Origin of the sequence: Corallococcus sp. AB030 (genome assembly GCF_003668965.1) — a bacterium.
GTDB classification, from domain to species: Bacteria; Myxococcota; Myxococcia; order Myxococcales; family Myxococcaceae; genus Corallococcus; species Corallococcus exiguus.
Genome location: NZ_RAWQ01000001.1, coordinates 36,867 through 50,131, shown reverse-complemented (window position 1 = coordinate 50,131; position 13,265 = coordinate 36,867). Strand labels below are relative to the sequence as shown.

Below are 13,265 nucleotides of genomic sequence, written 5' to 3'. Positions count from 1 at the left end.
CCGGAAGACAGTCTGAATGTCGGGAAGGCCTCAGCCATTCCCTGGGTGTCTGGAAGCGGCGTCCCGCTCTTCATAGACCAGATGGTGCGGCCGTGATCGAACGCACTTTCAGGCAGAACGTCCTTGCCCTGGGCCGATTGCGGCGTTGGGGGAGCAAGGGCAGCCCTGGGAGTCCCGGCGCGGCGTGTTGCTGGCTGCCCGCGGGGGCCTTGGGAGCGGTTGCGCATGAGTCTCGTCCTGGTCGCGGATGACGAACCCGCGGTGCTGGAAGTCCTGAGCCAGGTGATTGAGGACCTGGGGCATGACGTGGTGCGCGCGCGCGATGGCGAGGAGGCCCTGGCGCTCGCGAGAATCCACCGGCCGCGGCTGGTGGTGACGGACCACATGATGCCGCGCATGAGCGGCATGGAGCTGTGCAGCCGGCTGAAGCAGGAGCCGGGCCTGCGCGAGGTGCCCATCATCCTCCTGAGCGCCGTGCTCCAGCAGGGCTCGCCGGATGCGTCCGCGTTCCTCAACAAGCCCTTTGAAATCACCGACTTCGAGGCGCTGGTCCACGACGTGCTGGAGAAGGCCCCCGCCGTGCCCCCGGGGCCCGCCACGCCCGTGGAGGCGCTGAGCCGGTGGGTGGCGCAGTCGCTCCAGGGCCCGCTGGAGGCCGCGAGGGATCAGCTGCGCACGCTTCGTGACTTGCCCCCACCGGGCAAGGGCGCGGTGGAGGCGCTGGGCGCGCAGCTCCAGTCGCTGGAGCGGATGGGACGCTACCTCCAGGACGCCGCCCGTCTGAGTTCGGGCAGCGTGACGTTGCGGCCGGTGGAGGGAGATCTGCGCCAGCCCCTGGAGGCCTCCGTCGCGCGGTGCCGCACCACGGGGCCGGGCGTGCCGGTGGAGGTGACGGTGCCCCCGGAGGCGGTGGGCCTGCGCTTCGACCCGGAGCGTCTGGAGCAGGTGTTCGACGTGCTCCTGTCGAACGCGGCCCGGCAGGGCGGGGTGCGCGTGGAGCTGAAGGCGTCCCCGGAGCAGGTGCTGGTGCGCGTGAGCGACCCGGGGCCGGGCATCCCCGAAGCGGAGCTGCCCCGGCTGTTCCAGCCCTTCCCGGAGGGCCCCGTGCGGGGCGAAGCGCTGGGGCTCTACGTGGCCTCGGAGCTGGCGAAGCTGCACGGCGGCGCGCTCTCCGCCGAGTCGCGCCCCGGACAGGGCGCGACGTTCAGCGTGTCGCTGCCGCGCGTGGCCTGACGCCTCAGGCCTTCTGCGACTTCAGCATCCAGCCGATCATCTTGTAGAGCAGGCGGGCGCCCACGTTGGCGTCCCACTCGCTGCCCTCCGGGTCGGGGGCCACTTCGGTGAGGTCGAAGCCGACGATGGTTCGGCCCGAGCGCACGACGCCCGCGACGAGCGCGGTGGCCTCCGGGAAGGACAGGCCGCCGGGGACGGGCGTGCCGGTGTTCGGGCACAGCACGGGGTCCAGGCCGTCGATGTCGAAGGACAGGTAGACCTGCTGCGGCAGCTTGTCGACGATTTGCTTCACCTGCTGGTTCCAGGGCAGGCCGTCGAAGCGGTTCTGCTGGAGGACGGCGTCGTAGAAGGCGTGGATGCGGCCGCCGGAGTTCTCGATGTAGCGGTGCTCGTTCTCGCTCATGTCGCGCAGGCCCACCTGGACCAGCGTCTTCACGCCCGGGATGCGCTCGCACACGTTGTAGAAGATGGACGCGTGCGACCAGGTGAAGCCCTCGTACGCGACACGCAGGTCGGCGTGCGCGTCCAGGTGCAGCACGCCCATGCCGGGGTACTTCTCCGCGTGGGCCTGGACGATGCCGAAGGAGATGGCGTGATCGCCACCCACGGCGGCCACGAGCTTGCCCTGCTCAATCCACTGCTTCGCGGTCCGGTAGACGTGGTCGTTGAGCTTCTCGCTGAAGCCGTTCACGTCCTTGGCGGCGGAGAGCAGCTCTTCCTCGCCGGAGTCGATGCCGCCCGCTTCGATGACGAGCAGGGCACGCTCCTTGGCGCGCTCGTTCCACGTGTGCAGTTCGGCGGGGGCCTCCAGCATGGCGATGCCGCGCTCGTAGGGCCGGCCGGTCTCCACGTCGAACAGGTCCACCTGCTTGCTGGCCTCCAGCAGGGCGGCGGGGCCGTCGGACGTGCCGCCGCCGTAGCTGGTGGTGGCCTCGAAGGGCACGGGGATGACGACGACGTGGGCCTCGTCGGGAGAGTGGGGGAGGCCGAAGATGCCGGAGCCCGGCTGCGCGGCGGCGGCGGGGTCGAAGTGGGTAGCCATGGCGGCGCAGGATACGGTTCCGCTCCCGGGGCGCAATGGCTTCGGTGGCGCCTGGCCGCCCTCAGAGAGGAAAGGCCTTCATGAACTTGCGCGCATGCTCCGAGTTGGGCCCCTGGATTCCCAACCGCAGGTAGAGGTCGTACTCCTTCCGCGCCTCCTTCACCCGTCCCAGGTTCTCGTAGGTGTTGGCCAGCGCGAACCGGCACGCACCGCTGTCCGGCTCCGCCTCCACGCAATCGCGGAACGACGAGAGGGCGTCCGTGGGCCGCCCCAGTTCGAGGAAGGCCCTGCCCTTGGAATAGGCCGCGTCTGCTTCATCGGAGCGCGAGCGCTTGCGCTGCTCTCCCGAGCCCATGATCCACGTCAGCAGCAGCACGCCGAGCAATGCACCCGCTCCCATGATGAGGCCGTTGCGCCAGCGGTGAAGCCAGCGGGCCCTGGCCGGGACTTCAGGAGACACGGGGGCAGGATTCTCCTCGGGCGCGTCTTGGGGAAACCGGGGCAGGCTTGGGGGAACCAGCTCCGCGGGGAGCACGGGCCACTCGTGCATCGCGGACGACGGCGGGGTGGACTCGGCGTCCACGATGGCGCGACTGGCCAGCAGCCGTTCGTCGCGCCAGGTCTGGAGCTGCCGGAGGAAGGTCTCTGGAATGGAGACGGGCCGGTGCTGGGCGGCCAGCTGTTCCTGGAAGCACCACGCCATGAACAGCTTGCGGGCATGGGTGGGGAGGCGCGGCGCGTGGGTGCCCAGCCAATCCGACAGGGATTGTTGCAGCGCCTCCGCGCTCCGGTATCGCTCGTCCGAAGAGGGCATGAGGGCCCGCTTCAGGATGGAGAGCAGGTCCTCATCCAGGCCCGGGTTGAGGCTGCGCGCTGGCGTGTGCCGGCCCTCCGTGGCGCGCTGGAAGATCTCCAGCTCATTGCCGGTGATGGGCCGCTCGCCACAGAGCAGTTCGAACAGGACGACGCCCACCGCGTAGACATCCGCGCGAGCGTCCGCGGGCCACTGCTTGAGCTGCTCCGGTGCCAGGTAGGAGTACTTGCCCTTGACGACCCCGACCTCCGTCTCCGGCCGACCCGCGAGCCGCGCCTTGGCGATGCCGAAGTCGGAGACCTTCACCTCGCCCTCGTAGCTCACGAGGACGTTGTCGGGAGAGATGTCCCGGTGCACGAGCCCCAGGGGCTCGCCCTGTTCGTCCGTGCGGGTGTGGGCATGGTGCAGGCCCCGGCACAGCTCGATGACGGTGCTGACCGCGAGCGGCGCGGGCATCCAGGGCAGGCCCCTGGCCTTGAGTTGCTTGAGCACGCGGGACAGCGGCTGGCCGTCCACGAACTCCATGGCCAGGAAGTACTCGCCCTCCACCTGCCCGAAGTCGAAGACCTGGACGATGTTCCCGTGGTTGAGCCCCACGGAGATGCGCGCCTCGTTGAGGAACATCTCGACGAAGGCGGGGTTGTCCGCGTACTCGCCCAGGACGCGCTTGATGACGACGGTCTTGGTGATGCCCGGGCCCGCCGTGTATTTCCCCCGGTAGACCATGGCCATTCCCCCGGCGCCCAGGCGCTCCAGGAGCTCGTAACGGCCAAAGGGGAGAGGCTGCGTCGCGCTCACCCGGGTCAGGGTAGCAAAGGGAGACGAAGGCCGGAAACTCCGGCATCCCCAGCAGTCCAGGTCTCAACGTGACGGAAAGGACACACATGGCAACCCGGAAGAAGACAGTGGTGAAGCGCAAGAGCGGGCTCACGGTGGACGACGTGCGCGAAATGGCGCTGGCGCTGCCTTCGACGGAGGAGCGCCCCTCCTACGGAACGCCCGGGTTCCGGGTGAGCGACAAGCTCTTCGCGCGGGTGCTGGATGACGACTCCATCGTCATCAAGGTGGACTTCGACCACCGCGAGGCCCTGCTGGATTCCAAACCAGACATGTTCAAGGTGACGCCGCACTACCAGGACTGGCCCATGGTCATCGTGCGTCTGAAGACCGTGAATCGGCGCCTGCTCCAGGCCCTGCTCAAGGAGGCCTGGCGCCGCTGCGCATCCGCCAAGGTGCTCAAGGCGCTGGAGCCCGCCGCGGCTGCTCCCAAGCGAGCGGTGAAGAAGGCTCCCGCCCGCAAGCGAAGCGTGTAGCGGCTTCAGTCCCAGCGAACGACGATCTTGCCCACGGTGCTGTTGCCCGCCATCCGCTCCAGCCCGGAGCGGAGCTCCGTCATGGGTAGCACCGCGTCCACCACGGCCTTCAGCGCGCCGGAGTCGAACAGGGGCAACAGCTGCCGCTCCGCCACCTGCGTGAGCAGCATCTTCTCCTCCGCGGGCCGGCTGCGGAGCACGGTCCCCTTGAGAGTGAGCCGCTTGCGCATCACCGGCCCCAGGTCCAACTCCGCTCGCGCGCCCGCCACCGAGCCCACCTGCATCAGCCGCCCCCGGGGCGCCATGGCCTTCACCGACTCCGGCAGGTAGGCGCCGCCCACCAGGTCCAGGCACACGTCCGCGCCCCGGCCCTCGGTCGCCGCGAGCACCGCGTCCGCGAACACCGGCGGGTTGCTCTCGCACAGCACCGTTTGGCCCACGCCCCACTCGGAGGCCCGCGCCAGTTTCTCCGCGCTCCGTCCCGTGCCCACCACTCGCACGCCCATGGCCCGGCAGATCAGCGCCGCGGCGGAACCCACGCCGCTCGCCACCGCGTGCACCAACACCGTCTCCCCGGGCCTCAGGTCCGCCTGGAGCACCAGCGCGTCATACGCCGTGAGGTACGCCTCCGGCAGCGCCGCCGCGTCCGCGAAGTCCAGCCCGCGAGGCATGCGCAGCACCTCGCGCTCGTGCGTGGTGATCACCTCGCTCCACGCGCCGCCACCCACCAGCCCCATCACCCGGTCGCCCGGCTGGAACTTGCGTGCGCGCGGGCCCACCGCCACCACTTCACCCGCGTACTCCAGGCCCGGCACGTCCTGGGGCACGTCCGGCGGCGGCGGATAGGCACCGCGCACCTGGAGCAGGTCCGCCCGGTTCAGCGCGCTCGCCCGCACCCGCACCTGCACGTCGTAGGGCCCTGGCACCGGCTCCGGCCGCTCGTCGAACGCGAGGACCTCCGGACCGCCCGGCTTCGTGATGCGCACGACCTTCATGACCTGCCCCCTTCCGCGAGAAGACCCACCACCGTTACAACAACAACCGCGTCACCAATCCGAAGTACGCCAGCAGCGTCACGTTGTCGGACACCGCCAGCACCAGCGGCGCCGACGCCAGGTGCGGATCCACCTTCAACCGCTTGAAGACGAACGGCAGCACGCCGCCCAGGCACGACGCCAGCGTGGCGGACACCGTCACCGCCACGAACAACGCCAGGGGAAAGCCGAACCCCGGCGAATAGAAGCGCCCCAGCAGCGCCACCACCGCCGCCGCCATCAGCCCGGCCAGGCTCGCGGCCAGCACCTCGCGCGTCACCACCTTCCGGTCCACCTCTCCGTGCGTGACCATCGACACCGAGACCGCCGTCGTCTGCACGCCCAGGCTCTCCGACAGCACCAGCACCATGGGGATGAAGGCGCTCACCACCACCAGCTCCGCCACCGTGCGCTCGAACAGCCGCGTCGTCGTGGCCGCCAGGAACCCGCCGGCGATGTTCACGAGCAGCCATGGGAAGCGCTTGAGCGCCATGCGCCCGGGCCGCGTCTCTCGCGCCTCGCCCTTGGGCAGGCCCACGAAGCGGTAGACCTCGTCGCGCACGCGACCCTCCACCTCGTCGAAGAGCGTGTCGGAGAACGCGTCCACGAACTGGTTCATCTCCACCACGCCCACGATGCGCCCCTCCGCGTCCACCACCGGGAAGGCCAGGAAGCGGTAGGTGACGAAGAAGTCCTCCACCAGCGCGTCGGAGGCGTCCACCGGCAGCTTCACCACCCGCGTGAACATCAGTGATGCGATGCGCTCGTCGGGCTCCGCGCGGATCAGCTTGCGGATGGGCACCACGCCCACCAGCCGGCCGGCCGGGTCGCACGCGTAGCAGTAGAAGATCTCCCCCGTGCCAGGGTGGGCGCGCAGCTTCTCCATCGCCTGGGCGACCGTGTCCTCCACGCCCACCGCGGTGAAGTCCCGGGACAGCCGGTCGCCCTGCAACAGCGTGTGAGCGGTCTCCGGAGGCATCTGCACGAGTCGGGGCACGAAACGTCCTGGCCCGCCGGAGCGTCAAGGCTTATCTAGGACTCCATCCGCCATGCCACTCACGCCGTGTCCCATCTGTCAGAAGCCGGTGCCTCCGCGGCCGGAGAACACCTCCCATCCCTTCTGCTCCCGCCGCTGCCGCGCCGTCGACCTGGGCCGCTGGCTGGGTGAGGAGTACCGCGTGCCCGACCGTCAGGCCGAGCAGCAGGAGGACGAGCTCCCCTCCGACGGAGAGCCGCGCCGCCACGACGCCTGAGCCGTTGCGGCCGTCCAGCGCTGGAAGGTTCCCGGACCGCTTGAACGACAGGGCAGGGGAGCGTGCCACCGGAAGGCCCGCGTCCGTGCGCCCCGGAGGGCAGGGGATGGGCGTGCCGCTGGAGTCGCGGGGAGAGTGACGCTATACCCGCTTGCCGTGAAACGCGCCGTCAACCTCATCGCCAGCCTGCTCGTCACAGTTGCCTTCATGTGGTGGGCCTTCCGGGACACGGACGTGTCCACGCAGGTCGCTAGCCTCAAGGCGGCCAACTACGCGTGGATCCTGCCGTATTGCGTGTGTCTCACCTTCGTCCACGTGTTCCGCACGTTGCGTTGGGGGGCGCTGCTGTCCGGCCTGGAGCGCATCCCGTTCCGCAAGCTGAACGAAGCGTCCGGCATCGGCTTCATGATGCTGCTGGTGCTGCCGTTCCGGCTGGGTGAGTTCGCGCGGCCCTTCCTCATCGCCCAGCGCAGCTCCATCCGCCGCAGCGCGGCCATGACGTCCGTGGTGCTGGAGCGCATCGTGGACGGCCTCTTCGTGGCGGCGATGTTCCGCGTGTTGCTCTTCTTCGTCCCGACGGAGACCCCCGAGGTCCGGTACGTGAAGCTGGGCGCGTGGCTGATGTTCGCCGTGTTCGGCGGCGGCTTGATGTTCCTCCTGCTGGGCCTCTGGCAGCAGGAGCGCACGGTGCGGCTGGTGCGCGCCACCGTGGGCCGCTTCTCGCCGGGCGTCGCGGACAAGGTGGCGGACGTCGTGGACACCTTCGTGGGGGCCATGCGCCAGCTCCCCGACCGCAAGCACATCGTCCTCTTCTTCCTCTACACGTTCGCCTACTGGGGCATGAACGGCCTGGGCATGGCGCTGCTCGCGCGCGCCTTCGACTGCTCCGGCGCCGCGGCGGGCACTGCCTGCGAGCCCATGAACCTGTCGCTGTTCCAGTCCTACATCGTGATGTGCGTGCTGGTGGTGGGCGTGATGATCCCCGCCGCGCCCGGGATGATGGGCACCTTCCAGGCCGCCACCAAGGTGGGCCTGGGGCTGTTCATGCCCGCCGCGATGGTGAACGCGCACGGGCTCGCCTACGCGAACGTGCTGTGGCTGTGCCAGACGTTCCAGCAGATCGGCTTCGGCCTCATCCTGCTGTCCATCAGCCACATGTCCTTCCGTGAGCTGGCGGGGAAGATGAAGAAGGACGACGACACCGCGGTCAGCCGCTCGTCGGCGGCCTGAGGCCTTTTCGTCGCTACGGGGCGGGCTGGGTGGCCTGCCCTCCGTCGGTCGGTGGTGCGGACGCGGGAGGCACCTGCTGGGCGCGCAAGCTGTTCTTCACCTGTTCGGTGACGGCGGCGGGATCCACGGTGCCCTTGAACGTGCCGAAGGGCGTCTCCAGGCGCTGCTCTCGTTTGCCGTCGGTGCCCGGCGGCCCGCACCAGGCCTTGGTGGCGTCCTCCAGCGAGGCCACGGGCGTGCGCACCGCGGTGCGCGTCTCCGTGGTGGACTTGGCCACGAGCACGTGCTCGCGCATCAGCACGCAGTGGTCCTCGTCGAAGTACCAGGCCGCCGAGCCGTCCGCGAACTCCTGCGCCCGCGCCGGTCCCCTGCCCATGGTGTCCGCCACCTGGGCGGACGTCATGCCGGGGTAGAGCTTCTCGAAGCCGGGGGCGGCGCAGCCAGTGGCGGCCAGCGCGAGCATTGCGGACAGCAGGGAGGGACGCATCAGGGGGCGCGGCTCCTGGAAGGAGAGGCGACAGACCCTAGCGTGTTCCTCCCGGACCGCTCCAGGTGGGGCCTGGAGGCGATGACGGGAGGATTACAGCTCCTGCTCCAGCCAGCGCCACAGCCGCTCACTCAGCAGGCGGGCACGGCGGCGGAGCAGGGGGCCGCTCACGACTCGCCTTCCGTCTTGGCGGGGATGCGGCCGTACTTGGACAGCAGGTCCTCCACGGCCTCACGCAGGTACTCGCTCTGGTGGATGCGGGTGCGGCGCGCCAGCTCGCGCAGCTTGTGCACCTGCTCCTCGGGAACGAGGACGTGGGTGGAGACGATGTCGGCCTCGGGGCTTCGGACCTCACCGGGTTCCACCACGGACGGGGACGACGGAGCGTCGGGGCTCAGCGGGCTGGCGCTTCCATCCTGCATCGGGCTTCCTCCAGGAATGCTGCTACAGGCCGCTACCGACCTGGCCTGGGCATTAGGGGGTCGGCCTCTCGTGCCGTCAAAAAAAGGAACACGCGGCGCGCTGGGTTGACTTGGCACCCGGTGCGCTGTTACTCGCGCATTCACGTAAGGGGAGTAGTTCCCGCCCGGCAGACAGGGGCGGAGGGGCGCTCGACACACTGGCTGGTGACAGCCCGGGCCCCCATCTCGTGAAGCGCGCGAGACGAACGAGACCTTCGGACAGGGATAACGCTCCCTGGCCGAGGTCCGTCGTGCGCGCTCCTCCCTGAAGCGCTCCACCCCACGACATCCTCCGCGCCAGGAACTGGGATGGGGTGCCATCGTGTCGTTGGAAGCAATCGTCGGTTCATTCGTGCTCGTCGCCGCCAGTGAGATGGGGGACAAGACCCAGTTGCTGGCGTTCTCGCTGGCGTCCAGGTTCCGCAAGCCGTGGGTGGTGCTGGGCGGCATCTTCGTGGCCACGGTGGCCAACCACGCGCTGGCGTCATCGGTGGGCACATGGGTGTCCACGCACGTCCCCGCGCGGGTGATGGCGCTGGTCCTGGCGGTGTTGTTCCTGGGCTTCGGCCTGTGGACGCTCAAGCCCGACACGCTGGATGAAGACGGCGGGAAGCCCCCACGCTTCGGCGCCTTCCTCACCACGGTGGCGCTCTTCTTCATGGCGGAGATGGGGGACAAGACGCAGCTGGCCACCATGGCGGTGGCCGCGCGCTACCAGGCCCCGGTGCTGGTGACGCTGGGGACGACGGCGGGGATGCTGGTGTCGGACGGCCTCGCGGTGTTCCTGGGCGATCGGTTGTCCGGGCGGGTGAACATGAAGTACGTGCGGTGGGTGACCGCCGCGCTCTTCTTCCTCTTCGGCCTCGTGTCGCTCTGGACGGCCTGGCGCGGCTGAGGCTTCGCGAAGGGCCCCGGCGTGCAGGGACGCCGGGGCTTCGCGGTGAGGACTACTTCAAGCTCGCCGTGTCGATGACGAAGCGGTAGCGCACGTCGTTCTTGAGCATGCGCTCGTAGGCCTCGTTGATCTTCTGGATGGGGATGACCTCCACGTCGGAGGCGACCTGGTGCTTCGCGCAGAAGTCGAGCATCTCCTGCGTCTCACGGATGCCGCCAATCATCGAGCCGCCCAGCTTGAGCCGGCGGGGGATGAGCGAGAAGGCCGCCAGGGGCGTGGGAGTCTCCGGCGCGCCGACGATGATCATCGTGCCGTCCGTCTTCAGCAGGCTCAGGTAGGCGTTGTAGTCATGCTGCGCGGAGACGGTGTCCAGGATGAAGTCGAAGGACCGCCGCAGCTTCTTGAACGTCGCCTTGTCGGACGTGGCCTCGAAGTGCGTGGCGCCCAGGGCGAGCGCGTCGTCGCGCTTGGACGGCGAGGTGCTCAGCACCGTCACCTCCGCGCCCATCGCCTTGGCCAGCTTCACGGCCATGTGGCCCAGGCCGCCCAGGCCCACGACGGCCAGCGTGCTGCCGGCCTTCACGCCGTAATAGCGCAGCGGCGAGTACGTGGTGATGCCCGCGCACAGGAGCGGCGCGGCGCGGTCCAGGGGAATGCCCTCCGGGATGCGCACCACGTACTTCGCGTCCACGGTGATGCGCGTGGAGTAGCCGCCGTAGGTGGGCTGGCCGTCGTATTCACGGCCGTTGTAGGTGTTCACCGCGCCGCGGTCGCAGTACTGCTCGTCGCCCGCGAGGCACTGGGGGCACTCGCGGCACGAGTCCACGAAGCAGCCCACGCCCACGGCGTCACCGACCTTGAACGTGGTGACGGCGCTGCCCACCTGGGACACCTTGCCGACAATTTCGTGGCCCGGGACCATGGGGAAGAGGGCGCCGCCCCACTCGTCGCGAGCCTGGTGGATGTCGGAGTGGCACACGCCGCAGTACTGGATGTCGATGAGCACATCCTGGGGACGCGGCTCGCGGCGCTCCACGGTGAAGGGGCCGAGCGCGGCCTTCGCGCTGGGTGCGGCATAGGCAGGGGTCGAGGGCAAGGAAGGCTCCTGATGGGAAACGAAGGAGGGGCGCCAATTTAGCGACGCCGGGTCCACCGTGCCGGGTGAACGTCAGGACAAGTGGACCTGCCCGGGGAGCGTCGGAGAGACTCCGCGCCCATGAGCCAGGAACGTCTGCAGCAATCCCTGTCCGCGGGTCCCCATCACCTCCTCTCCCGTCTGGTCGGCACGTGGGAGGGCGTCGCGCGCACGTGGTTCCAGCCCGACAAGGTGGAGGATGAGTCGCCCATCACCGGCACCTTCCGGAGCGTGCTCGACGGCCGCTTCGTGGTGTACGAGTACACGTCCTCCTTTGGGGGCAAGCCGCTGTCCGGCATTGCGACGCTGGGCCATCACCTGGACGGGAAGCAGTTCACCATGTCGTGGGTGGACACCTTCCACGTCGGCACGGACATCATGGGCCTGCAGGGAGAGGCCGGGGTGAGCGACCGTTTCTCCGTCACCGGCAGCTACTCCACCGGTGAGCAGTCGCCCCGCTGGGGCTGGCGCGTGGACATCGAGTTGACCGGTCCGGATGCGCTGGTCATCACGCACTTCAACATCGAGCCGGGTGAAGCACCGCAGAAAGCCATTGAACTTCAGTACAAGCGCCGGAGCTGAAGGGCGCCCGGGGTGTCTGGGATGGGCCGGGCGGCTGATGTATCACTGCCCGGCGCCGCGCGCTTTCCGCCGGTGCTCACCCAGAGCCCACCTCATGCACCTGAAGACACTCTTCGCCAGCCTCGCCGTCGGTACCCTCCTCGCAGCCTGTGGCGGAGTGGAGACGGAGGAGGGGACGGGCGAGCCGACGCCGTCGCTGGCCACCTCCGAGCAGGGACTGTGTGAGGGCTATGACGCCGGTGCGCGCCGCTGTTCCGTGCGGTGCACCGCCAACGGCCCCTGGTTCCTCTACGAGCCCGGCATCCTCTACTACGGCGAATGCCAGGCGCATGGTGCGTCCTACTGCGGCCGCACTCCGTCCGCGACGTGCTGGAGCTTTTGAGCCAGGACGCGCGCCTCGTGACGTCCGGCGTCCGTCCAGTCCTCGGTGAATGAGAGGGATTGGAGCCCTTGGAGCAGGGCGGGCAGTTCACCCTCCTCCAGGAGGAAGCGCGCGGACGGGTGCGGATGGCGTTGCAGGTTGCGCCGGGTGGGCTGGGCGAAGACGAACAGCCCGCCCGGTGAGAGGATCTTCGGCACGGCGGCGAAGAGTGGCCGCCAGAGGTAGTTCAAACACACGACCAGGTCGAACGGACCGGGCGGAAGTGCTTCGGTCTCCAGGTCCAGGCGCAGGCGCGTGAGTGTCACGCCCGCGTCGCGCGCCAGTGCTTCCGCCTGCTCCAGCGCCACGTCGGAGATGTCCACCAGGGTGACGTCCAGCCCGCGCTTCGCGAGCCAGCACGTGTCGTGTCCCGCTCCGCCGGCCAGGTCGAGCGCCCGGCCCGCGTGCGGCAGCCGGTCCTCGAGCGAGCGGAGGAAGGCGGATGGCTCCCGCTGAGCAGTGGCCTGCTGGTACTTGTCGTTCCAGCGCTGGCGATCCTCCTGGGACATGGCGCGGCTCCTACTTCCCGGTCATCAGCCCGTTGAGGGACGGGTAGCTGGCGGCGGCTTCGAACAGGCTCGCGGAGTGTCCCTCGCGGAGGAAGGTAGAGGCGAGCGCCCCGGCCCGGCCCCAGATGGCCTCTGGGATGGCGGAGCCCGCGCTGAGCCGCCGCACACCCAGCCGTTGCAGCTCCGCCGGAGCGGGGAGGTCCTGCCGCGCGAGCACGTTCACGGGCAGCGAGGTGCCCCGGGTGATGGCCTGGATCTCGGCCGCGTCCGTGACGCCCGCGGCGAAGAGGCCATCCGCGCCGGCCTGCTGGTAGCGGGCGGCACGGGCCAGGGTCTCCTCCACGCGGCGCTCGGGCGGCACGAGCTTGCGCAGGTAGACGTCCGTGCGCGCGTTGACGAAGACATCCACGCCCAGGCGCGCGCCCACCTGCTTCACGCGTTCAATCTTCGCGGCGAGCAGCTCCGGAGGACCGCTGCCATCCTCGATGTTGCAGCCCACGGCGCCCTCGGACAGGAGGCGGGCCACATTCTCCGCGGCGGTGGCCGGGTCGTCCGAGTAGCCCGCTTCAGCGTCCACGGTGAGGGGGACCTGGATGGCGCGGGCGATGGTGCGAACCGTGTGGACGAGCGCGTCCACGGGCAGCGCGTTGCCGTCCGGGTAGCCCAGCGCCCAGGCGATGCCGGCGCTGGTGGTGGCGATGGCCTTCGCACCCAGGCTCTCGAAGAGGCGAGCGCTGCCGGCGTCCCAGACGTTCGGAAGCATGAGCAGATCAGCGCCCTGGTGCAGTGCGCGGAACGTGGCGGCGGTGGCTGGACGGGTGGTCATGCGTGGGAGCTCCGGTGACGGGGTGAGAGG

Annotated in this window: 16 protein-coding genes; 7 read left to right on the top strand and 9 right to left on the bottom strand. The window is 69.6% G+C overall.

Annotated features, from left to right (window positions below; translation table 11 throughout):
• Positions 1-225 precede the first annotated feature (225 nt).
• Positions 226-1,233: a hybrid sensor histidine kinase/response regulator gene (locus tag D7Y15_RS00235; RefSeq protein ID WP_121751328.1), complete on the top strand. Its 1,008-nt coding sequence runs from the start codon at positions 226-228 to the stop codon at positions 1,231-1,233.
• A 4-nt stretch (positions 1,234-1,237) separates the two neighbouring features.
• On the opposite strand, the gene D7Y15_RS00230 is transcribed toward D7Y15_RS00235, so the two are convergent.
• Positions 1,238-2,275, bottom strand: coding sequence for an agmatinase family protein (locus D7Y15_RS00230; protein ID WP_121751327.1), 1,038 nt, complete (start codon positions 2,273-2,275; stop codon positions 1,238-1,240).
• A 61-nt stretch (positions 2,276-2,336) separates the two neighbouring features.
• Positions 2,337-3,887: a protein kinase gene (locus D7Y15_RS00225; RefSeq protein ID WP_148712661.1), complete on the bottom strand. Its 1,551-nt coding sequence runs from the start codon at positions 3,885-3,887 to the stop codon at positions 2,337-2,339.
• 86 nt (positions 3,888-3,973) lie between these two features.
• On the opposite strand from D7Y15_RS00225, the gene D7Y15_RS00220 reads away from it, so the two are divergent.
• Complete coding sequence (locus D7Y15_RS00220) at positions 3,974-4,402, top strand: MmcQ/YjbR family DNA-binding protein (RefSeq protein ID WP_121751325.1); 429 nt, start codon at positions 3,974-3,976, stop codon at positions 4,400-4,402.
• A gap of 5 nt (positions 4,403-4,407) precedes the next feature.
• On the opposite strand, the gene D7Y15_RS00215 is transcribed toward D7Y15_RS00220, so the two are convergent.
• Positions 4,408-5,397, bottom strand: a complete 990-nt coding sequence (locus D7Y15_RS00215) for an NAD(P)H-quinone oxidoreductase (protein ID WP_121751324.1) — start codon at positions 5,395-5,397, stop codon at positions 4,408-4,410.
• A gap of 34 nt (positions 5,398-5,431) precedes the next feature.
• On the bottom strand, positions 5,432-6,433 hold the full coding sequence (locus D7Y15_RS00210) for a magnesium transporter (protein WP_121751323.1): 1,002 nt from the start codon (positions 6,431-6,433) through the stop codon (positions 5,432-5,434).
• Positions 6,434-6,485: 52 nt separating this feature from the next.
• On the opposite strand from D7Y15_RS00210, the gene D7Y15_RS00205 reads away from it, so the two are divergent.
• Both D7Y15_RS00205 and D7Y15_RS00200 read left to right on the top strand, forming a co-directional pair.
• On the top strand, positions 6,486-6,689 hold the full coding sequence (locus D7Y15_RS00205) for a DNA gyrase inhibitor YacG (RefSeq protein ID WP_120576956.1): 204 nt from the start codon (positions 6,486-6,488) through the stop codon (positions 6,687-6,689).
• Between the two features lie 156 nt (positions 6,690-6,845).
• Positions 6,846-7,919, top strand: a complete 1,074-nt coding sequence (locus D7Y15_RS00200; protein WP_121751322.1) for a lysylphosphatidylglycerol synthase transmembrane domain-containing protein — start codon at positions 6,846-6,848, stop codon at positions 7,917-7,919.
• 13 nt (positions 7,920-7,932) lie between these two features.
• Here the strand turns inward: D7Y15_RS00200 and D7Y15_RS00195 are convergent, their stop codons facing one another.
• On the bottom strand, positions 7,933-8,406 hold the full coding sequence (locus D7Y15_RS00195; RefSeq protein WP_121751321.1) for a hypothetical protein: 474 nt from the start codon (positions 8,404-8,406) through the stop codon (positions 7,933-7,935).
• A 167-nt stretch (positions 8,407-8,573) separates the two neighbouring features.
• On the bottom strand, positions 8,574-8,828 hold the full coding sequence (locus D7Y15_RS00190) for a ribbon-helix-helix domain-containing protein (RefSeq protein WP_120597199.1): 255 nt from the start codon (positions 8,826-8,828) through the stop codon (positions 8,574-8,576).
• A gap of 367 nt (positions 8,829-9,195) precedes the next feature.
• Between D7Y15_RS00190 and D7Y15_RS00185 the strand changes: the two genes are divergently transcribed.
• Positions 9,196-9,762 carry a TMEM165/GDT1 family protein gene (locus tag D7Y15_RS00185; protein WP_120565720.1) on the top strand — a complete coding sequence of 189 codons (567 nt, stop codon included), beginning with the start codon at positions 9,196-9,198 and terminating at the stop codon, positions 9,760-9,762.
• 52 nt (positions 9,763-9,814) lie between these two features.
• Here the strand turns inward: D7Y15_RS00185 and D7Y15_RS00180 are convergent, their stop codons facing one another.
• Complete coding sequence (locus D7Y15_RS00180) at positions 9,815-10,858, bottom strand: NAD(P)-dependent alcohol dehydrogenase (protein ID WP_121751320.1); 1,044 nt, start codon at positions 10,856-10,858, stop codon at positions 9,815-9,817.
• Positions 10,859-10,978: 120 nt separating this feature from the next.
• Here D7Y15_RS00180 and D7Y15_RS00175 point away from each other — a divergent pair, with 120 nt between their 5' ends.
• Together D7Y15_RS00175 and D7Y15_RS00170 are read left to right on the top strand one after the other, a co-directional pair.
• Positions 10,979-11,479 carry a DUF1579 domain-containing protein gene (locus D7Y15_RS00175; protein ID WP_120576960.1) on the top strand — a complete coding sequence of 167 codons (501 nt, stop codon included), beginning with the start codon at positions 10,979-10,981 and terminating at the stop codon, positions 11,477-11,479.
• A gap of 94 nt (positions 11,480-11,573) precedes the next feature.
• Positions 11,574-11,861 (top strand): hypothetical protein, encoded by a 288-nt coding sequence (locus D7Y15_RS00170; RefSeq protein WP_121751319.1) that lies wholly within the window; start codon positions 11,574-11,576, stop codon positions 11,859-11,861.
• On the opposite strand, the gene D7Y15_RS00165 is transcribed toward D7Y15_RS00170, so the two are convergent.
• Together D7Y15_RS00165 and D7Y15_RS00160 are read right to left on the bottom strand one after the other, a co-directional pair.
• Positions 11,819-12,409, bottom strand: a complete 591-nt coding sequence (locus D7Y15_RS00165) for a bifunctional 2-polyprenyl-6-hydroxyphenol methylase/3-demethylubiquinol 3-O-methyltransferase UbiG (protein ID WP_121751318.1) — start codon at positions 12,407-12,409, stop codon at positions 11,819-11,821. The genes D7Y15_RS00170 and D7Y15_RS00165 overlap by 43 nt on opposite strands.
• Before the next feature lie 10 nt (positions 12,410-12,419).
• Entirely contained in the window at positions 12,420-13,235 is an 816-nt protein-coding gene (locus D7Y15_RS00160; protein ID WP_121751317.1) for an isocitrate lyase/phosphoenolpyruvate mutase family protein, read from the bottom strand.
• Between the last annotated feature and the right edge of the window lie 30 nt (positions 13,236-13,265).

Coding starts and splice junctions, on each gene's coding strand:
- D7Y15_RS00235 (WP_121751328.1), top strand. CDS start 226: ATGAGTCTCGTCCTGGTCGCGGATGACGAACCCGCGGTGCTGGAAGTC.
- D7Y15_RS00215 (WP_121751324.1), bottom strand. CDS start 5,397: ATGAAGGTCGTGCGCATCACGAAGCCGGGCGGTCCGGAGGTCCTCGCG.
- D7Y15_RS00160 (WP_121751317.1), bottom strand. CDS start 13,235: ATGACCACCCGTCCAGCCACCGCCGCCACGTTCCGCGCACTGCACCAG.
- D7Y15_RS00220 (WP_121751325.1), top strand. CDS start 3,974: ATGGCAACCCGGAAGAAGACAGTGGTGAAGCGCAAGAGCGGGCTCACG.
- D7Y15_RS00205 (WP_120576956.1), top strand. CDS start 6,486: ATGCCACTCACGCCGTGTCCCATCTGTCAGAAGCCGGTGCCTCCGCGG.
- D7Y15_RS00195 (WP_121751321.1), bottom strand. CDS start 8,406: ATGCGTCCCTCCCTGCTGTCCGCAATGCTCGCGCTGGCCGCCACTGGC.
- D7Y15_RS00230 (WP_121751327.1), bottom strand. CDS start 2,275: ATGGCTACCCACTTCGACCCCGCCGCCGCCGCGCAGCCGGGCTCCGGC.
- D7Y15_RS00190 (WP_120597199.1), bottom strand. CDS start 8,828: ATGCAGGATGGAAGCGCCAGCCCGCTGAGCCCCGACGCTCCGTCGTCC.
- D7Y15_RS00175 (WP_120576960.1), top strand. CDS start 10,979: ATGAGCCAGGAACGTCTGCAGCAATCCCTGTCCGCGGGTCCCCATCAC.
- D7Y15_RS00170 (WP_121751319.1), top strand. CDS start 11,574: ATGCACCTGAAGACACTCTTCGCCAGCCTCGCCGTCGGTACCCTCCTC.
- D7Y15_RS00165 (WP_121751318.1), bottom strand. CDS start 12,409: ATGTCCCAGGAGGATCGCCAGCGCTGGAACGACAAGTACCAGCAGGCC.